This window comes from uncultured Psychroserpens sp., from assembly GCF_947494225.1.
Taxonomy (GTDB): domain Bacteria; phylum Bacteroidota; class Bacteroidia; order Flavobacteriales; family Flavobacteriaceae; genus Psychroserpens.
Genome location: NZ_CANLUG010000006.1, coordinates 236,571 through 256,333, shown reverse-complemented (window position 1 = coordinate 256,333; position 19,763 = coordinate 236,571). Strand labels below are relative to the sequence as shown.

At 33.7% G+C, this 19,763-nt stretch carries 23 protein-coding genes; 10 read left to right on the top strand and 13 right to left on the bottom strand.

Annotated features, from left to right (window positions below; all coding sequences use genetic code 11):
* Positions 1 to 4: 4 nt before the first annotated feature.
* Entirely contained in the window at positions 5 to 1,147 is a 1,143-nt protein-coding gene (locus Q0893_RS14680; protein ID WP_299277010.1) for a cysteine desulfurase family protein, read from the bottom strand.
* A 134-nt stretch (positions 1,148 to 1,281) separates the two neighbouring features.
* Here Q0893_RS14680 and Q0893_RS14675 point away from each other — a divergent pair, with 134 nt between their 5' ends.
* Positions 1,282 to 2,211 carry a hypothetical protein gene (locus Q0893_RS14675; protein ID WP_299277007.1) on the top strand — a complete coding sequence of 310 codons (930 nt, stop codon included), beginning with the start codon at positions 1,282 to 1,284 and terminating at the stop codon, positions 2,209 to 2,211.
* 14 nt (positions 2,212 to 2,225) lie between these two features.
* On the opposite strand, the gene Q0893_RS14670 is transcribed toward Q0893_RS14675, so the two are convergent.
* Positions 2,226 to 2,774, bottom strand: a complete 549-nt coding sequence (locus Q0893_RS14670; protein WP_299277004.1) for a Smr/MutS family protein — start codon at positions 2,772 to 2,774, stop codon at positions 2,226 to 2,228.
* A complete protein-coding gene (locus tag Q0893_RS14665; protein WP_298902793.1) occupies positions 2,774 to 2,977 on the bottom strand; it encodes a hypothetical protein in 204 nt (67 codons plus the stop codon). The genes Q0893_RS14670 and Q0893_RS14665 overlap by 1 nt, the downstream gene beginning before the upstream one ends.
* Before the next feature lie 144 nt (positions 2,978 to 3,121).
* Here Q0893_RS14665 and Q0893_RS14660 point away from each other — a divergent pair, with 144 nt between their 5' ends.
* Both Q0893_RS14660 and Q0893_RS14655 read left to right on the top strand, forming a co-directional pair.
* Positions 3,122 to 3,430 carry a DUF2752 domain-containing protein gene (locus Q0893_RS14660; protein WP_367180672.1) on the top strand — a complete coding sequence of 103 codons (309 nt, stop codon included), beginning with the start codon at positions 3,122 to 3,124 and terminating at the stop codon, positions 3,428 to 3,430.
* Positions 3,431 to 3,436: 6 nt separating this feature from the next.
* A complete protein-coding gene (locus tag Q0893_RS14655; RefSeq protein ID WP_298902794.1) occupies positions 3,437 to 3,769 on the top strand; it encodes a CCC motif membrane protein in 333 nt (110 codons plus the stop codon).
* A gap of 71 nt (positions 3,770 to 3,840) precedes the next feature.
* Here Q0893_RS14655 and rocD read toward each other — a convergent pair whose 3' ends face one another.
* The 4 genes from rocD to Q0893_RS14635 form a co-directional block, all read right to left on the bottom strand.
* Positions 3,841 to 5,085 (bottom strand): ornithine--oxo-acid transaminase, encoded by a 1,245-nt coding sequence (gene rocD / locus Q0893_RS14650; protein ID WP_299277097.1) that lies wholly within the window; start codon positions 5,083 to 5,085, stop codon positions 3,841 to 3,843.
* Positions 5,086 to 5,248: 163 nt separating this feature from the next.
* Positions 5,249 to 5,629 (bottom strand): DUF6768 family protein, encoded by a 381-nt coding sequence (locus Q0893_RS14645; RefSeq protein ID WP_298902796.1) that lies wholly within the window; start codon positions 5,627 to 5,629, stop codon positions 5,249 to 5,251.
* A gap of 47 nt (positions 5,630 to 5,676) precedes the next feature.
* Positions 5,677 to 6,225, bottom strand: a complete 549-nt coding sequence (locus Q0893_RS14640; protein WP_298902797.1) for an RNA polymerase sigma factor — start codon at positions 6,223 to 6,225, stop codon at positions 5,677 to 5,679.
* Positions 6,226 to 6,732, bottom strand: coding sequence for a hypothetical protein (locus tag Q0893_RS14635; RefSeq protein ID WP_298902798.1), 507 nt, complete (start codon positions 6,730 to 6,732; stop codon positions 6,226 to 6,228). It lies immediately after the preceding gene.
* Positions 6,733 to 6,857: 125 nt separating this feature from the next.
* Here Q0893_RS14635 and rlmD point away from each other — a divergent pair, with 125 nt between their 5' ends.
* Genes rlmD through Q0893_RS14620 form a run of 3 tightly spaced genes read left to right on the top strand, consistent with a single transcriptional unit; the run spans position 6,858 to position 9,603 of the window.
* Positions 6,858 to 8,312 carry a 23S rRNA (uracil(1939)-C(5))-methyltransferase RlmD gene (rlmD, locus tag Q0893_RS14630; protein WP_299276996.1) on the top strand — a complete coding sequence of 485 codons (1,455 nt, stop codon included), beginning with the start codon at positions 6,858 to 6,860 and terminating at the stop codon, positions 8,310 to 8,312.
* Between the two features lie 18 nt (positions 8,313 to 8,330).
* Positions 8,331 to 8,888, top strand: coding sequence for a DUF6452 family protein (locus Q0893_RS14625; protein WP_298902801.1), 558 nt, complete (start codon positions 8,331 to 8,333; stop codon positions 8,886 to 8,888).
* Positions 8,854 to 9,603, top strand: coding sequence for a DUF6048 family protein (locus Q0893_RS14620; protein WP_298902802.1), 750 nt, complete (start codon positions 8,854 to 8,856; stop codon positions 9,601 to 9,603). Before Q0893_RS14625 ends, Q0893_RS14620 begins: the two co-directional genes overlap by 35 nt.
* A gap of 4 nt (positions 9,604 to 9,607) precedes the next feature.
* On the opposite strand, the gene Q0893_RS14615 is transcribed toward Q0893_RS14620, so the two are convergent.
* Entirely contained in the window at positions 9,608 to 10,033 is a 426-nt protein-coding gene (locus Q0893_RS14615; RefSeq protein WP_299276992.1) for a hypothetical protein, read from the bottom strand.
* Between the two features lie 9 nt (positions 10,034 to 10,042).
* Complete coding sequence (locus Q0893_RS14610) at positions 10,043 to 11,203, bottom strand: class I SAM-dependent RNA methyltransferase (protein WP_299276989.1); 1,161 nt, start codon at positions 11,201 to 11,203, stop codon at positions 10,043 to 10,045.
* Between the two features lie 91 nt (positions 11,204 to 11,294).
* Between Q0893_RS14610 and Q0893_RS14605 the strand changes: the two genes are divergently transcribed.
* The 4 genes from Q0893_RS14605 to Q0893_RS14590 all read left to right on the top strand — a co-directional run bounded on the left by Q0893_RS14605 (position 11,295) and on the right by Q0893_RS14590 (position 13,618).
* Positions 11,295 to 12,026 carry a bifunctional 2-polyprenyl-6-hydroxyphenol methylase/3-demethylubiquinol 3-O-methyltransferase UbiG gene (locus Q0893_RS14605; protein WP_299276986.1) on the top strand — a complete coding sequence of 244 codons (732 nt, stop codon included), beginning with the start codon at positions 11,295 to 11,297 and terminating at the stop codon, positions 12,024 to 12,026.
* Between the two features lie 5 nt (positions 12,027 to 12,031).
* Entirely contained in the window at positions 12,032 to 12,706 is a 675-nt protein-coding gene (locus tag Q0893_RS14600) for a ZIP family metal transporter (RefSeq protein WP_298902810.1), read from the top strand.
* A 4-nt stretch (positions 12,707 to 12,710) separates the two neighbouring features.
* A complete protein-coding gene (locus Q0893_RS14595) occupies positions 12,711 to 13,139 on the top strand; it encodes a DUF4268 domain-containing protein (RefSeq protein ID WP_299276982.1) in 429 nt (142 codons plus the stop codon).
* A 107-nt stretch (positions 13,140 to 13,246) separates the two neighbouring features.
* Complete coding sequence (locus Q0893_RS14590; RefSeq protein WP_298902814.1) at positions 13,247 to 13,618, top strand: VOC family protein; 372 nt, start codon at positions 13,247 to 13,249, stop codon at positions 13,616 to 13,618.
* Here Q0893_RS14590 and Q0893_RS14585 read toward each other — a convergent pair.
* The 4 genes from Q0893_RS14585 to Q0893_RS14570 all read right to left on the bottom strand — a co-directional run bounded on the left by Q0893_RS14585 (position 13,615) and on the right by Q0893_RS14570 (position 19,751).
* Complete coding sequence (locus tag Q0893_RS14585) at positions 13,615 to 14,562, bottom strand: hypothetical protein (RefSeq protein ID WP_299276978.1); 948 nt, start codon at positions 14,560 to 14,562, stop codon at positions 13,615 to 13,617. The genes Q0893_RS14590 and Q0893_RS14585 overlap by 4 nt on opposite strands.
* Positions 14,563 to 14,622: 60 nt before the next feature.
* The gene (locus Q0893_RS14580; protein ID WP_298902817.1) at positions 14,623 to 15,249 is read right to left on the bottom strand and encodes a hemolysin III family protein; all 627 of its coding nucleotides are present in this window, start codon (positions 15,247 to 15,249) and stop codon (positions 14,623 to 14,625) included.
* Complete coding sequence (locus Q0893_RS14575; RefSeq protein ID WP_299276973.1) at positions 15,249 to 15,938, bottom strand: DUF4294 domain-containing protein; 690 nt, start codon at positions 15,936 to 15,938, stop codon at positions 15,249 to 15,251. Before Q0893_RS14575 ends, Q0893_RS14580 begins: the two co-directional genes overlap by 1 nt.
* A gap of 156 nt (positions 15,939 to 16,094) precedes the next feature.
* Complete coding sequence (locus tag Q0893_RS14570; protein ID WP_299276970.1) at positions 16,095 to 19,751, bottom strand: M1 family aminopeptidase; 3,657 nt, start codon at positions 19,749 to 19,751, stop codon at positions 16,095 to 16,097.
* Positions 19,752 to 19,763 lie beyond the last annotated feature (12 nt).

Here is a 19,763-nt window from a genome sequence, read left to right as displayed (position 1 = left end):
TGGTTTAGTCTGCAAATTCTTTTAGGACATTAACAACATAGTCAACCTCCTCTTTAGTATTATAGCTACTAAAAGAAAACCTTACAGAAGGCCTGCCTAAATGTGCCTCATCTAATATTTCAGTAAGCACATGAGAATTTTGAGAGCTTCCACTTTGACAAGCACTACCTTTAGAGCAAGCAACTCCTTTTAAATCTAATTGAAATTGAAGCAATCCTGCCTTATCTGCCGAAATGGGCAAACACACATTAACTAAAGTATAGGTGCTTTTTTCTAAATCACCAGATTGCCCATTAAATGTCACATTGGGGAGCGCTTTACGCAACTGTTCAATAAAATAAGATTTTAGGTTTTGTATATAGGCTTTTTCATTATCTAGGTTTTCATAAGACAACTGCAAGGCCTCATCTAATCCAACAATATTATGAATAGATTCTGTACCTGCTCGTAATCCTCGCTCCTGTTCACCTCCTAAGATCAAAGGTCTTAGACCGCTATTTTTCCGAAGAAAAGCAAAACCAACGCCTTTTGGTCCATGAAATTTATGAGCGCTAGCCGCTAAATAATCAATAGGAATATCTTGAAGATCTAACCTGTAATGACCTACAGACTGAACCGTATCGCTATGAAATAAGGCATCATTTGCTTTACATAAATTTGCCACAGTTTTGATATCAAGTTTATTCCCTATTTCATTGTTAACATGCATTAAAGACACCAACTGTTTCGCTTCAGATTTTAGCAAATCTTCTAGGTGAGCTAAGTCTACATCTCCATTTTCAGTAAGATTAACATAAGTAATCGTTATTTGATACACTTCTTTAAGACGATCAATAGTATGCAAAATTGCATGATGCTCTATTTTTGAAGTAATAATCTCGGTAACCCCTAAGTCTTTAACCGCACTTTGCAATACTAAATTATCGGCTTCCGTACCACCAGAAGTAAATACAATCTCGGCTGCAGACACATTAAAATGTGATGCCACTCGCTTTCTCGAAGATTCAATCAAAGATTTAGATTTCCTTCCGTAACTATGTGTAGACGAAGGATTTCCAAAATTTAATTTCATCACATCACTCATACGATTAATTACGTCTTCTCGTATTTGAGTTGTTGCGGCATTATCAAAATAAACGGTCTTCATATCAATTAAAATTCTAATGCAAAGATGCAACTTTCTAGGCGTTTTTAAAACAACCTATCATCACGTTCAAAATTATTTGTTAAAGGGACTTATTAAATAATCAAATCTTTTATTTTTGTTTAAAATCTATAACCATGCGACAACTCATTTATATATGTTTAATTGGATTATTAGCACTCTCTTGTGATGATGGCGATGTGTTTGAAGTCAATTTGGAATTTGATCAAACACTCGAACTTTGTATTGATGCAAACGCAGGTGATTACTTGTTATACGACACAAAAACAAGTCCGAACGAATCCTTATCCTTGCTCTTTCCCATAAGTGGTAACGAAGATATTTTTAATCCACCAATGACAGGGTTTACAGAAACTTTAGGCATTAATAACACTTCGGTCATTTTCAATTACAGAACGTATAGTGGAGATCCAAATGGCTTGATTTGCCAGGTTATACCAGATCCAGGAACAAATATTATTGAAGACTACCCTGCTGCTGCTGGCGCTTCAGCCGAATTTACTACGCTATTTGATGATGATGACAATGATGGTATCTTATCTGAGTTTGAAGGTCGTGGTGCTCAAGCCGCTGACGGCTCATATCCAGACGCCATTGACACAGATGAAGACGGTATCCCAGACTACATCGATCAAGATGATGATAATGACAACATTCTCACCATTAATGAAAATGCCGATCCTGACGGAGACGGCAACCCTTCTGATGCTGTCAATACAGATTTAGATTTTGCTAATGGAGATGACAAGCCAAATTATTTGGATAATGATGACGATGCCGATGGTGTTTTAACTATCAACGAAGACGAAAACAGTAATTCGTCATTAACAGATGATTTTGATGAATTAGGTCCTAACCCAAATACAGCGCGTTATTTAAACCCTGATGCAGCCGAATCGTTTACAGCAGGCGTCATGGAAGTTAATGAATACACCAGAACATTTGTTATATCTGTTATGATTATGGATGCCAATATAGGTATTGCAAATATTGACGATATTGATATGGGGACTTACACTTATAGCATAACGTTAACTGAAGAATGATATTTAAATTAGGATTATTTTACGTTCTGATAGATATATACTTCGGTAGCTCCTAAACCATATTTTTGATAATCTGCGGCATAATATTTTACATTATCGTAACGACTTAACAGATATTCTAGCTCGGTTTTAAGAACCCCTTCTCCAACACCATGAATAAAAACAACCTTTTGAATACGCTTTTTTATCGCAAATTCTAATTTATGTCTAGCCGTATCCAATTGTAAATTAAGCATATCAAAATTACTCATATGCTTATTCTTAGTTGTAATTTGATGAATATGGAGATCAACTTTCATCGCAGGTAAATTACGCTCCTTTGGTTTTACTTTAACAGACTTTGGTTTATGTGATTGTTCTTTTTCGGTAATTACTGCATTGATATCATCATTTGAAAACACATTAGAGGAAAATGATTTCGTTTTTATAACTTCTGAAGACTGGAAATCCATAGGAAATCCATCATCTGTTTCAATGGTAATAGTATCTCCTGATATATTAGTGATATATCCATTAATGTCTTCGTCTAAGACTGAAACAAAATCGCCAATTGTTAAGTGCATTAGGAATGGTTTTGATCATCATTATCATCGCTATCATCTCTGTCATTTTTACTTGGGATATTACGTGAAACACTATAAATCCCAAGCATTAAAACCACTATTCCGCCAATTAATATGTATTGGTTTTGTTGTTCTTGAGCCTGAGCATAAATTGCGATTATTCCTCCTATAACGATTAAAAAGTAGCTTACGGTTCTTGGCATAATAGTCTATTTAGTGACAGTTAGTTATTCGCAATCGAATTTACGATTTTAGACTTTCAATTTACAACTCAAATTCACTTTTTTTAAATAGCTCTGATATTTAGCCTTAACTCCAATGGTACTTATCTGGCAATTTTATTATTTTTGGGGCAAACACATGCTATGATGTCTCCAGAAGATTATATGTTACCATGCCTAAATAAAAAGATCTTTGGTCTTGATTGTATGGGTTGTGGCTTACAACGATCTATCGCGCTTATTCTAAATGGTGAGTTCATTGCAGCGTTTTACATGTATCCTGCAATATATACGTTAATAGCGTTTTTCGGGTTTGTGATTTTAAACATGTTTAAAAAATTTAAACATTCTAATAAAATTATTGTTACCTTGACGGTTATTAACCTTGTACTAATTATAGGAAATTTTATTTTAAAACTAATCAACCAAATTTAACATATTATGGAACAACAAAAACTCAATCCTGTCATTGTTTATGTATTAGCAATCATTGGTTTTCTGTGCTGCTGTATTGGTGGTATTGGATTTATCTTTGCCGGTGTTGCTTTTTTCATTGCTCAGAGCAAACTAAAAGAAGCAGCTCAAAATCCAGAAGATTACGATCCGTCTTCGGTAAGTGCAATGAACACAGCAAAAATAATAGCGTTGGTGATTTTAATTATCAATGTATTATATCTACTGTTTACAATCTATCGTATTTACACCATTGGTTGGGACGAATTAATGCAACAGTCTCAAGAGATGATGGAAGAATGGCAGAGACAGAACGGATAGTTTAATGACATTATAAATAAAAAAAACCTCAATGCATATTGAGGTTTTTTTTATTTATAATTCTAACATGTTTAGACTTCAAATTGCTTCAAGGTCTTAACAATAATAGATACACAATCTAACAATTGCTCTTTATCCATCACTAATGGTGGCGCAAAGCGAATGATATTTCCATGTGTTGGCTTTGCCAATAATCCGTTATCACGAAGTGCTAAACAGATATTCCAAGCAGTATCACTATCTTCGTCGTCATTAATTACAATGGCATTTAACAAACCTTTTCCTCTTACAAGATTAACAATAGAACTTGTTTCGATATATGCATTTAACTCACTTCTAAACAATTCTCCCAATTGGAAAGCGTTTTCAGCTAAATCTTCATCGCGCACTACCTCTAAGGCTGCGACAGCAACTGCTGCTGCAATAGGATTTCCTCCAAAAGTACTTCCGTGATTTCCAGGTCTAATAACATTCATTATAGGATCATTAGCTAAAACTGCGCTTACAGGATATGCGCCTCCTGACAAGGCTTTTCCTAAAATCAAAACATCTGGTTTTACGTTTTCATGATCTACAGCTAACAATTTACCAGTTCTTGCTATACCAGTCTGAACTTCATCTGCAATAAACAATACATTGTATTTTTCACACAATGCTTTTGCCTTCGTTAAATAGTTATCGCTTGGTACATAAACACCAGCTTCACCTTGAATAGGCTCTACCAAAAAACCAGCTACATTACTAGTACTAGACAAAGCATCTTCTAAAGCCTGAAGGTTGTCATATTCAATTTTAATAAACCCATCTGTATATGGTCCAAAATTTTGTCTAGCTACTGGATCATTACTAAATGAAATAATTGTTGTTGTTCGTCCGTGGAAGTTATTTTCACAAACAATAATTTGAGCTTGATTCTCATCAATACCTTTTACTTCATAAGCCCATTTTCTACAAAGTTTTAAAGCCGTTTCTACAGCTTCAGCACCTGTATTCATAGGTAATAGTTTGTCAAAATTAAAATACTCAGATGCAAACTTTTCATATTTCCCGAGCATGTCATTATAAAATGCTCTTGACGTTAAACTCAATGTTTGAGCTTGCTGCGTCATAGCATTTACAATTTTAGGATGACAATGCCCTTGATTTACAGCAGAGTAAGCAGAAAGAAAATCATAATACTTTTTCCCCTCTACATCCCAAACATACACACCTTCTCCTCTACTCAGTACTACTGGTAATGGATGGTAATTGTGTGCACCATACTTGTTTTCTAAATCGATCGCTTGTTGCGAAGTTAATTGGTCTAAAACAGCCATTTTAAAATAATTTAAAGGTTCATATCCAAACAAATGGATATCTAAAATGTCCATTCCTTCTGTACCTTTATTCTTTCAAAAGATTTGAAAAAGCAGCGTGGGAGAGAAATCATCCCTAGGGCTTGCAAATTAATAAATAATAGTTGCTTCTAAAAATGTTTGATTATAATTTTCCTGATAGCGATGAAACTTGCAACTCTAAACGCTTTATTTCTCTTAGCAGGGCATTTTTATCCATTTGCATCCAAGCAAATACTTTCAACATACTAACACCTATTAAAAACACAAGACCTCCAAGTCCCCATTTTATTAATTCGTTCGTTTCTCTAGTATCAAAAAATTGAATCGCACAATACACAAACAAGCCAAAAAAGACTAATGTCATAACATTCATTAGAATGATAATCCATTTATTTTTTCCTTTAAAAAGACCTGTTATCATTCCAAGAACATTTTGCTCTTCTAAAGAATCATAAAACTTAGTTTCTTCCTCAGTTAATGTATCTTTTATTATTTGGTCTATATCTTCCATATTTGTTTTCATAATCGTGTTGTTTTAATATCCGCAATAAGCGAACGTATTATTAATATTTAACGCTTTATTTCTTTTAATTTGATTTTTAATGTTTCTCTCGCATGGAACAATCGCGACTTAACCGTTCCTACAGATATACCAAGTAAATTGCTTATTTCTTTTAATGCATAACCTTCTACATAAAACAACTTTATAACATGTTGTTGCTGATCAGATAAATTAGATATCGCTTTTAAAAGCGTCTTCTTTAAAAGTGTGTCGTCATCTTCAATATCACATTCTAGCGAAACTTGAGTCTTTTTATAATCCTCCCCTTTCTTCAAATCCCTCTGCCGCTGTCTTAAAGCATCTAGTGATTTAGAATACACAATACGAAACGCCCAACTTTTAAAACTCGATGTTTTTTGCAGTCCAGGCAATTTTTCAATAATAACTTGCCAACTCTCTTGTGCAATATCTTTAGATAGATGAGCGTCTTTAACTAGCCAGAACGCTTTTTGGCAAAATATAACGTGCCAACGTTTCACCAATTTAGCCATAGCATCTTGGTCTCCTGCCAAATAAGCCTCTATCAACTTTACGTCTATTGCCCTATCTTTTTTCAATTAAGCATGTTTAGTTTGAAACGATTTGCTTTTATAAAATTCTCTTAGCATCTGTACCCATAAACTATGTTGCGATACTTTTTGTACTTCGGAAACGTAATTTTCAACCTTATCAAAGGCATCTTCAATTAATGCATTGTGCAACCATTTAATTATAAATAACCAATAGAAACTTGCTTTTAAGGATGTTCTTGCATTTATAACATGACTAATTTCACATTCATTTTCTGAAATAGCTTTTATGTTCAAAGCGTGTGTACCATAGAACCCATCAGGTTTAGTAAATTCAAATTTGATATGTGTACATTCATCAAATTCAACTATTGTATAACGTATACGTCCGTGACCTCCTTTACTCCCAATTTTTAATCCGTTTTTAAATCGTATCGCCGGCCATTTATCAATAGGCCAAATAAGATCGTTTGACGTTGCTAATGTTCTAAATAACGCAGAGACATTATCTTGAGATGCTCTAATCTTTCGTTTGTGGATATTAATGACTTTCATACTCTAAAGACGTAGAAAAAGAAAAAAGGTTCATTTATTATTAAAAATAACAACTATTGTTTGAGTTTAAACCATATCAAACCATAACTTTTTCTAATTTTGCAAACATTAAATTCTAACACACCATGCCTCGAAGAGAACGAAATAAATTTGTAAAACGCGGACAAATAATTGAATTGCGTATAGAAGACTATGCTTTTGGCGGAAAAGGTATTGGTCGTATTAGAAATGAACATGGTGAATTTGTTGTATTTGTTCCAAACACATTGCCTGGTCAATTAATAAAAGGACAGGTAAAAAAGTCGAGCAAAAAATATGCAGAATGCAAATTGATTGAGGTCTTAGAGTTTTCAGATGATGAAGTGAATGTGCCTTACCAAGACATCCCTGGCGCTCCATATATTCAGCTTCCAATAGATTTACAGCACCAGTACAAAAAAGAAAGCACTTTGTCTTTATTTAAGCGTATTGGAAAGGTTGAGAACATTGAAGCTCTTTTTGATGAATTAATACCCTCTCCAAATGTATTTCATTACCGAAATAAAATGGAATACGGTTTTTCAGCTATTGGCTATGATAGAGTTCAAAAAACTGATGTTGACGAATTTACACTAGGTTTTAAACGACGTGGCACTTGGTGGATGGGAGATAATCTCAATAAAGATTCTGGGTTATTTGACAAAGCGGTTGAAGACAACCTAAAGCACATTAGACATTACTGTGAAGCCACGGGATTAGCGCCATGGCATGGTCCAAAAAAAGAAGGTTTCTTTAGATATTTAGTTGTTAGAAAATCTTATAAAACTAACGAGCTTTTATTTAATTTGGTAACGACTTCTCATGAGTTAGCCAATTTCAATCTCAACAAATTTGCTGCGTTGTTGGTTGATATTTTTGGAGAACGATGTGCTGGTCTATTGCATACCATAAATGATGAAATTGGTGATAGAACAATTGCTACCTCTGGTAGCATCAATCTTGTCTATGGAAAAGATAAAATAGTTGAGGAACTTTTAGGTTTAAATTTTGAGATTAGTATGAAGAGTTTTTTTCAAACGAATCCAAAATCTGCCGAGAAACTATATACTAAAGTTGTTGATTATGCACTGGAGAAAAAAGAAGCCGTGGACAACTCAGTAGTTTTAGATTTATTTTGTGGCACAGGAACGATAGGACAGATTATTGCTTCTAAAGCTAATAATACGACAATTGTTGGTGTGGATATTGTGGCTTCTGCTATTGAAGATGCTAAAGAAAATGCAAAACGCAATAAAATTGATGGTTTAAAGTTTTATGCTGCAGATGTAGGTAAGTTTTTAACAGAACATCCAGAATACACTAACAAAATAAGGACCATAATTTTGGATCCGGCACGTGCTGGAATAACACCAAAAACGCTTAAAAAAATCATAAACCTAAATGCAGAACGTTTGGTTTATGTATCTTGCAATCCGGCAACACAAGCCAGAGATGTTGAACAGCTGATGCTTTCTGGATATGCAGTAAAAAAATTGAGTTTGGTGGATCAATTCCCTCATACAGCCCATATTGAAACCGTAATGTTACTAGAAAAGCATTAATAGTTAATACACAAAAAATTGAAAAGAATTATAACATTATTAGGCGTTGTATTATTGATTGCTTTTATAGCATGGAGTTGCGAACGCGACGATATTTGCGCAGAAGGAACAGCAACAACACCTCTTCTCATAATTAGATTTTATGATGTCAATAATCAAGACAACACCAAAGAGGTTCGTCAATTAGAGGTAAAAGGTCTAGGTGATGATGGTTTGCCTTTTTCAGAAACACCAATTGTTTCCAGAACAAATACAGACTCTATTGCTCTTCCATTGCGATTTACAGAAGAGGGCATTGAAACCATAACGAGATTTCAATTGGAAAGAGATGCCGATTTTGCCGATAATACAGATCCTAATGATGACTCAAATATTGATATTATTACTGTAACCTATACACCAGAATTTATTTATGTTTCTCGTGCTTGTGGTTATAAGAGCATTTTTAACTTTGGCGCCACTGGCGGTGTTACTAGAGAAGTTGATGGTGATGATGATATCTGGATTACTAATATTGAAATTGTAAACGAAACTATAGACAATGAAAATGCAGCACAGGTTATTTTATATCATTAATAGCATTGCTGTGATGTTATTTTTTTCGTTAACATCGCAGGCTCAGGACAATGCGACAACTTCAGACACGCTTGTATACAAACAGAAATACGGATTAAGACTTGGTGGTGATATTGGTAAACTTATTCGCGCTGCCGTTGATGACGATTATTCTGGTTTTGAAATAAATGGTGATTATAGACTTACAAAAAAGCTCTATATAGCAGGGGAACTTGGTACTGAAGAACGTACAATTAAAAATGAGTTCCTCGATGTTACTGCTAAAGGAAGCTATTTTAAAGCTGGTGTAGATTATAACACCTACAAAAACTGGTTAGACATGCAAAACATGATCTATACTGGATTTAGAGTTGGATTTAGTAGTTTTAGTCAGACTACCAACAGCATTACTATTTATAATACCAATCAATACTGGGAAGCGCCTGCTACAATTGATACACCTAGCGAGGTTGACGGTTTAACAGCTATTTGGGCCGAATTGGTTATTGGACTAAAAGCCGAACTATTCACAAATTTTTATGGCGGACTTAATGTTCAGCTAAAAGCTATGGTTAGCGAAGATCAGCCCACCGGTTTTGAAAACCTCTATGTACCTGGTTTTAACAGAACCTATGACAGTGGTCGTTTTGGTATCGGATTTGGATACACCTTATCTTACATGATTCCGATCTATAAGAAAGATAAAAAGGTAATTGTAGATAAAGAAGATAAATAAGTCTCTAATTGAAATCGTCACTAATTTTAATCTGGTAACCATCTATTGGATACTCTTTACCATTAAAAGTGGCTTTTGCTCTAAAAAACATGGTATCCTTAACAGTTCGAAGCATTTCAATTCGTAAACCTCCATTTTTATCAATTGCTCTATCAATATCAGTAAGTCGTTTTGATGGTGTTTTTTCTACGTTGGTTTTTAAAACGTAATTACAATCATCAATCCACTCTATATCCAACACCATATAATCATCTTTAGAGATAGATTCAAACTGAGACGTTTCAGATCGTTTTAATGTAGATTTAGGAACATGCTCTGTTGCAGGAATCACAAAAGTTCCAGTTCTAAATTCTTTACATTTTAGTTCTTGTCCAAATGAAGTTGCCATAGCAAAAATCATGAAACTTAATAAGAGCACTTTTTTCATCATTATGTAAATTTAGTTATTCATATACTTACCTTTCTTACTTCCCTCATACATTACATACTTTACTAACCTTGATTCTAGTTTAGCATTAAACAAGTGAATTTTACGAGAAGGTCTTAAACCTACATGCTTTAAAGCATCTAAATTAGATGTAATAAACCAAGCATCAGTTCCTGGATATCCTTGTTTTAGCGTATCTCCGATTTCCTTATAAAACGTTTCCATATTAATATCTAAACGCTCCCCATAAGGTGGATTAAAGACCATATGCAACTTATTCTCTCCAGCCTTTTGAGTTTTAAAAAAATCTTCATGTTGGATGCTAACAAACTCATCTAAATGTGCATTCTTTAAGTTAGCTTTAGCCTTAGTTACAGCACTAGGTGATTTATCATAACCAATCATTTTATGATGAAAATCTCTAGTTTTACTTAGCAAGGATTCTTCTATTTTTTCGAATAAATCTACATCCCAATCTTGCCAACGTTCAAAGGCAAATTCTTTTCGCATTAAATTTGGAGGAATATTACAAGCAATCATAGCCGCTTCCGCCAAAATAGTACCACTACCACACATAGGATCCATAAAATCAGATTGTCCATCCCAACCAGATAACATTACTAGTCCTGCCGCTAACACTTCATTTATTGGAGCAATATTAGTGGCTGTTTTATAACCACGTTTATGCAGAGATTCTCCCGAAGTATCTAAAGAAATCGTACATACTTGACGATCTATATGAACATTAATTTTTAAGTCAGGGAAACGCAAATCAACATTAGGTCGCTGGCCGTCTGTGCTTCTAAATTTGTCAACAATGGCATCTTTTGTTTTTAACGCAACATACTTAGAATGTGTAAATGCCTTAGAATGAACAGTGGCATCAACAGCAAGACTTCCCGTTGGTTTTATATAATTACTCCACGACATTTTATAGACCTGATCATACAAGTCCTGTTCGTTTAAAACACGAAATGTTTTTATAGGTTTTAATATTTTTATCGCAGTTCGTAACGCTAGGTTGGCTTTATACATAAAGCCCTTATCACCAACAAAGCTCACATTTCTAACACCTTTCTTTACGTCCATCGCACCCAATTGAATGAGTTCTCGCTCTAATAATTCTTCAAAACCATATAAGGTTTTTGCTACCATTTTATAATTATTCTCCATGCTGTACGACTAATAGATTGCAAAAATAAAGTATTTTTGTGGCTTATAAGAAGAATTAAAAATGAGATTCCTAATTTATTAGGACCTAGATATGACAAAAGACACGCAACATTGGTACGCTTCATGGTTTGACACGCCATTCTATCATATTTTATATAAGGACAGAGACCATACTGAAGCACAAGTGTTTATGGATAATCTCACAGAATACCTCAATGTCCCTGAAAAGGGAAGCATCTTAGACTTGGCTTGCGGAAAAGGAAGGCACTCAGTATACCTAAATAGTTTGGGGTACGATGTTACAGGTGTAGACTTATCTGAAAACAGTATTGCATATGCCAAACAATTTGAAAATGAAACGCTTCATTTTGAAGTTCATGACATGTGCAAACCTTATAAAAAGCAATTTGATGCGGTTTTTAATCTGTTCACTAGCTTTGGTTACTTTGAAAATGAAGAAGACAATCTAAGAACTATACAAGCCATTAAAGCAAATTTAAATGAATTTGGGTTTGGTGTTATAGATTTCATGAATAGTCAATATGTCATTGATCATCTTGTTGCAGAAGACACGAAAACGGTTGAAGGTATTGATTTTCATCAGAAAAGAAGATTGGAAAATGGGTATATCATTAAAGATGTTTCTTTTACTGCAGAAGGTCAGGATTTTCAATTTCAGGAGCGCGTTAAGGCATTTATGTTAGAAGATTTCGAGATCCTTTTTGAAAAAGCAGGTGTTTATTTGCTGGACGTCTTTGGTGATTACAAACTAAAAAAGTTCCATAGCAAAACGTCAGAACGTCTAGTAATGGTTTTTAAATAACAGGTATGAATACTTATTTATTTCCAATTTATGCGGTTGTATTAGGAATCCTAATCGTTGTTATATTTAAACAACAAAGGAACTCTTATACGAAGCTGCTATTGTCTTTTAGTGGTGCTTTTTTATTAGCTCTTACGCTTTTTGATCTTTTACCAGAGGTTTATCATCATCTTGATACCAAGCAGACAGGACTATTCATTATGTCTGGTATATTACTTCAAATCATTTTAGAGTTTTTCTCTAAAGGTGCCGAGCATGGTCATGTTCATATTCATAAAAATGAAACCAACTTTCCATGGTTACTATTTATAAGTTTATGTATTCATAGTTTTCTAGAAGGATTTCCAATCCACCAACACAACGATATGGTTTATGGTGTTCTCGTTCATAAAATTCCTATTGCCATACTCTTGACAATGTTCTTGCTACAATCTAGCTATAGCAAACTTCAAATTATAGTCTTTTTGACTGTTTTTACAGCGATGACACCTTTAGGTACTTATATTTCAAACGCAACAAGTTTAAATGCCGAATATTTGAATATGATAAACGCCATTGTAATTGGTATCTTCTTTCATATTTCAACAACAATATTATTTGAAAGTAGCGAAGGCCATAAATTTAACTTGTCTAAATTAGTGGCTATTATTCTTGGTGTAGGTATTGCTTATTTTATCTAGTATTATGTTTTCAAAAGAAGAAAGTCGCCTGCTAAGGCAAGAGTTTTGGACAAGTTTTGGGAAATCATTTCCTCGGAAATGGATCTTATATGACACCAAAATAAAAGGACTGTCCTTTAAGTTTCATTTTGACACAAAAAAAGCATTGGTTGCTTTAGACTTAGAAGATGATTTAGAAAATCGAATTTCTTGTTGGGAAAAACTAGAATCATTACAATCTATTTTAAGAGATGATTTCATCCCTAACGTTATATTTGAAGAAGAATTTTACCTAGAAAATGGTAAAGAAATTTCTAGACTATACTTGCCTTTAGATAGAAAAGTTTCTATTCACAATAAAAATTCTTGGCAAGAGGTTATGGTTTTCTTTAATGAAACCATGGGGAAATTTGAAGCCTTCTTTGAGGACTATCGCGATATTATAAAAAGTTAACATCCTACAATTACAAATTGTAATGTTCATTGGTATATTCTTAATAAACCAAAGTGCTTGCCGCATAAAATTCATATCTTTAAATGATTAACTTAAAACAAAATAATATGAAACTTGGAGCCTTTTCAATTAGTCTAGCTGTAAAAGATATTAATGCCTCTAAAACATTTTATGAAACCTTAGGATTTACTGTGTTTGCAGGTGATATTGAACGTAATTATGTTATCATGAAAAATGGAAACGCTTTAGTAGGTTTATTTCAAGGAATGTTTGACAATAATATATTAACGTTCAATCCAGGTTGGGACGAAAACGCAAATACTTTAGACGAATTTGATGACGTAAGAAGTATTCAAAAGCATTTGAAATCTAAATCAATTGACCTTCAAAGTGAAGCCGATGAATCTACAACAGGACCTGCTAGTATAGTGATGTTGGATCCAGATGGAAACGCCATTTTAATAGACCAGCATGTTTAGTGACAAGCGTCTACAGCTTCTTTAAAACGTATGAGCGCAATCTTGAGATTGAATTCAATATCGTAGAGAATCTCACTAAAATTTATCTTATTGAAAACTTTAGCAACCTCTTCATTATATGTAAAAGGTAGTATACCTAACGATTGATATTCTGAATCATCTTTGTTATGTACATAGTTGTAATACCTATACTGAAATACGCCATTTTCAATTGAAAACTCGAAACTAAATTCGATTAAACCAATATAGTCATCTGTTTTATTAACGCGATAAGGAAATTCCCAAGTTCCTTTAACAAAAGATACTTTAGAATCATCTTCGCTTATTTCAGTTTCAGTAACACCAACCATTATCATATTGTCCAGAAAGCATTGAAAAAGATCGGCATCAGCAGTTTCAGAATCGATACGATACGTTCCTTTTGATTCAAGGTGACCTTCCTTATTTGCTGAAAGTTTAACTGTTTCAATAAACGCTCGCTTTTCATATGGGTTTGTTTCAGAAATACTAATTAATTGATCTACGACATAATATTGTCCGTTATATTCCACCATTCCGAAGGAAAAATATTTATGTTTCGAATGATCGATTGTTGCGATAACTCTTTGAATTCCCATATCTTTCTCTATCTTATCAGTACTTTCTAAGACCTGATAGTTTGTGATATTTTTTGAATTCAATTCAAAGATTTGAATTTTACTAGTTAAGCTAAAAAAAGTCATCATAAAAGAACCTTCAACTAAACCTTTATACATTTCTGGCACTCTAGTAAGCGCTTGTTTTAGCTGCTCATCTGTACATTCTGTTTCACAGAGTTTCTTTACCATTTTAACGTAAAACTGCTCTGGGACAATAAGAGATTTAAATGCAATTGTGTCGTTAGCGACAGCAGATTCAAAAATTGCATTACCAAGAGCTTCATACACTTTTTCCTGTGAATTCATTGTAAAAGGCAACAGCAAGAAGCAAAGAATTAAGTGTAAGTAATGATATTTCATATACAATTAAATGACATAGAAGTAAACCATAAAAAAATGACAAATTGCTCCACCTAGTACAAACAAGTGCCATATTACATGATTATATGGGATTTTTTCAATAGCGTAAAAAACAATTCCAACCGTATATAACAAACCTCCTGCAAATAGCAAATACAGTCCGTTAGTATCCAACCTATCTGCCAATGTGGAGAAATCAAAAACAATAAGCCAGCCCATCACAAGATATAATAGCGTAGAAAATGTTTCAAACTTACCTGTAAAAAATAGTTTAAGAATCACTCCAAAAGCGGCAATACCCCAAACCACCCAAAAAAGTAACCACCCTAAGCTATCGGGTAACATAATAAGAAGCACTGGTGTATAGGTTCCAGCGATAAGCAGATAAATGCTAATGTGATCTACAATTCTAAAATAGTGCTTTCTTTTATCTCCTTTAACAGCGTGATAAAATGTAGAGGCCAGAAATAAAACGATGATGGATATCCCATAAACAATAACACTAAACAAGCCATATGGCGTTTCTCGCTTTAAAAAAACAATAAGTAAAACCAAGCCTGCAATACCGAGAGCTGCACCAATACCATGACTCCAGGCATTTAAACGTTCTTCAAAAGGCGATTGGGTGCGCATTAATTTTTAGTTTCTGCAGTAGCTTTATTTTTCAACCATTTATCTGATAAATCGTAGTAATCAAAATCGATTGCTGGTTCTTGGCGCTCTAAGTGTCTATCCTGAAAAGCGCGTTCTAAAATATCTTCGATAAAGAAATCCTCTTTCACTTCCATTGGATTGAATTCACGTTTTAAGGAAATGTCAAACAACTTGGCAGTACTGTTAAACCAAAAAGCACGCCAACCACTTCGTAATTCTTTGATGAGTTGGAACGTTGTTTTTCCCGTCTGCCGATGAATTAATTTAACTAGTATCTGACCTTCAGTACGTGTTAACTTTTTCAATTCTGCCGAGAATTCATCTTCAATATACTTTTGAATCTTTTTAGCGTACCGTTTTTTATCTCGTTTTTTATCGAGCGTTTCTAAGCGCTGTTTCAAAGTTGTTAACCGATCTGCAGCTAACTTCGCATAAGGGTAAACCTTTAAAGTTTTTCGCTTTAATATTAAATATTGAACGCGCTCTTTTCGGTCTGAAAAATTAATTTTGTTTAATACTAATACCTCATTTAGATCTATAGCCTCCTTTACAATAGAATCTCCTTCAACATAAATATATTGCACCAAGGTGGAATCCTGCTCCACGGGTTCAATCTGAGCAAAAAGGCACAAAGGAAAACACAAAGCAATGTATACTAATAATCTCATATGTAATCTTACAGCCAAAACCGTTCCACTTTAGATATTCAAAATTAATTATTTGTTAGTTTAAAAACCCTTATTTCGTGTTAATATTATAATTATATAAAAATAAACAGAAAACCCATAAACGAAAGTGTTTATGGGCTCTATCTTAAATAGTTTTTAAGGTTTTAATTTTTTACGGTTATCATCAGAGCGCCTATCAATTAATTTATTGTAAGGATCCACACCAACTTCAGCTGGTTTTTCATCAACTATGATTGATATTTTGTTGTTTATAGACGTAATCTTATGCTTCTCCAAATACAACATTCGTTCTTTCTTTTTTCCATCAACATCATCTTCCGCAAAAATCCCAATATCTATATAATCCTTTAAAGGCACAGATAACAATGGCGTATCTTTTCCTTCTGGTGTGAATGATATTGAATCTTTATCTGCTTCAGAATAAAAACGTCTTCCTTTTTCGTCATTGCGATATTTACTCACATTAAATTCAATATCAACCTTATACTTACCATTATCCATTTCCGTAGAAGTTGCTTCAACAATGCTATTGTCATATAAGGTGATGGTCTCAAACATATCTTTTATGACATATTGTAAGCTATCTGGAGTAACGGCTTTAATGTGGTCTACCATATCAATAGAAGTTGTATAAGGTGGTTCTTGAAATTTCACCTTTTCTACATATGTTTTAAGCGCATTATTAAGTACATCTTCACCTATATAATCACTCAAGGCGTAAAGCACTAATGACCCTTTTTGATAACGTATATAGCCTTGCCCATCATTATACATTAACGGCTTCTCTCGTTTACTTTCAAAAGTTCTGAACGTCAAATAATCGTCAAGTGCTTTCTTTAAAAATTTGCGCATTTGTGCTTTCCCGATTTCTTTTTCAAGAACTTTTAGGGACACATATTCCGACAGACTTTCAGACATGACTGTAGCTCCTAAAACATCGGCTCCAATCACTTGATGAGCCCACCACTGATGCGCGACTTCATGCACTGTAATTGCATAAGTATAATCTACACCTCCTTCATCACTATCATCTACATCAGCAATAAAACCAGCATCTCCTGAAAATGGAATCGTATTAGGAAACGACTGTGCAAAGCCACCTGCTGGAAACTCTATAATACGCAATTGTCTGTGTTGATACGGACTGAAATTCTCACTATTATATTCTAATGATGCCTTCATTCCACGCATCATTCTATCTAAATTGTATTCATGACCTTTATGGTAATAAATTTCTAAATCAACGTCCTTCCATTTATCGCGTTTCACTTCATATTCGGCAGAATTAAATGCATAAAAGTTTAAAATTTTACTATCCATTTTATAATGAAAGTAACGACGTCCATCTTCTACCCATTCCTTTTGTAAATAGCCTGGTGCAATGGCAATTTGATCCTCACTAGTACTAACCGTAGCTTCGAAATCAACCCAATCACTATCTTTAGAAATATAGGTATTACCAAGAGCTGTAGAGTCACTTGGATGTGGTTTCAATTTGTTTGGTGGTAAATCATATTTCTTACGTGTTTTATCATCTGTAAGTTCTCGACCTCCATCATAACCTAAACTTGGAAATAATTGGAAATTATTGATAAACGTTCCATTCGCTATAATCGGTGAATTCCTAGTAATTAGAGTATTTGGTTTGTTTTTAACCGTAAAGTGCAACTTCATTGTGTCACCAGGCATTAATGGGCGTTTAAGCTCATAAATATCAAAATCATACAAGGTATCCTCAGACACCAAAGCATTAGCTCGGTCAAACTCGAAAGTACTTGGGTAGTCATTATGATTTAAGAAAATGCTATCAATGGCCTGGTTTGTTTTATTAACCATAACATATTCTCCAGAACCACTAAAATCTCTTTTCTTCGGAAATATATCTAGGTTTGTTTTTACCGAAATAATTCTTGGTTGTGCCGCATTCTCATATTTTTTATAAGTCTTCTCCCAATCTACTCTTAGTTTTTCGACCTCTTTTGAAGAAAATGCTTCATTTTCAATATTGGTTTCTTTATAAATTCGAAAGCCTAACAAAATAAAGCCTGCGAAAAATGCCAACAACGTTAACACTACTGGTAGTTTAAATCTTGAAATCGAAAGCCTAAAACGTTCTCCAAAAGAATGCGGAAGTCCTCTCACCCAAAATAAACCAGCAATCACAAATAATACTAAACCTCCTAAAACCCAATAGCTCTTATAGAGTAAGTAACGGCCTAAAGAATCGCCATAACCATTCATGTCGTTATATCTAAATCCTGGTCCTTCATTATATTTAAATAAATCATTTTCAATTCCTGCTAAACTCAAAAATGGTATTCCAGCCGAAATTACAATCAATACGAATAAACCTAAATATAGATTTCTAAATAATGTATGAATAAAAAGAGCTAATAATGCCCAAATCACATAGTTTATAAGTCTTAACCCTAACAGTTCTTTTAAATACAATCCAATTTCTATATCATAATATCCTTTATATAATTGGAATAATATTCCTGCAATCATAACAATTGCCAACAACAAAAGTTGCATTTTTATAATCGCAATAAACTTTGATAAAAACAGTGACCAATTAGGAATAGGTGTCACATCTTCAATACCATTCATTCGTGCAGTTTTACTGCGATTTACCAAAATACCTGCATAAAGAAACGTACAAATGTTTATGGCAAGTTTAAATCCGCCGCTTCCTCTTAACATTCTCCAAGTTCTGGGATACGTAGGAGTTCCAAAAGGGTTCGCAACATCAAATAGTCCAATCAAAATAAGAATCAAGCCAAACAATATGATAGCATAAAAAGGTATATTCTTGTAAATATGTCGAAACTCGACATTCGATATTTTCCAAGTTGTTTTTAGGTTATGAATAAAGGAGTAATCAAATTTTACCTTAGGCAAATTAATTCTCGTAATGCCACCAAAATTACTTTTTATAGAGCGTTCGCCTTTCTGTTTTTTAAATAGAGAAAACGATAGCGCGTTTTGGCTAAACTTAAAAAAGCTAAATACAAGTCCAAAAACGACACTCGCAACCCCTAACCAAATTAGACGGTTGTATAAAATCACTTCTTTAATAGGCAAGTGCAATTCATTTTGTTCTGCAACTGTCCAATATCGTGTGTAATATTGCATGGCAGCACCTCCAAAAGGATCGGCTAAAGCTGCTAAATATCTATGTTCAGGATCAGATAAAAAACTCTCGGCTACACCTTGAACAAACAATAACAAGATAACGGTTATAAATCCTGCCGCGATATTTCTGCTGAATGTAACCACACCAAATACTATGGCCCCAAACAATAATATATTTGGTAAAATAAATACCCAGTAGACGTTAAAATAAGATTTAAAATCAAAAGCAGTTACTAAATCTGCATTTGTTCCTGGCATACGATAACCAATGAACATTCCAATACCAATGGTTAATACAATACACGTTACTATTAGAACTGCGCTAAAAAATTTAGCAAATAAGTAATTCGCTTTTGTAAAAGGATAAGAATACAAAATCGTGTGCATCTCACTTTTATAATCGCGATAAATAGACACACCTATGATAGACGGGAATAAAAAGAAAATAAAAATAGATAAAGAAATAAACCAACTAGCAACTTCAACAGGTGAATTTACAATTCGAGACGAACCTGTTGTTGCTGTCAAACTATCAAATATCCCTGCATTAGCGGCTGCAATAAACAAAGCTAACGCAAAGAAAATTGCCATGTATATATAGAAAGCTGGTTTTTTTAACCAATGCCTTAATTCATGAAAAAATATAGTAGAAAACATAGTGTGTGTTTT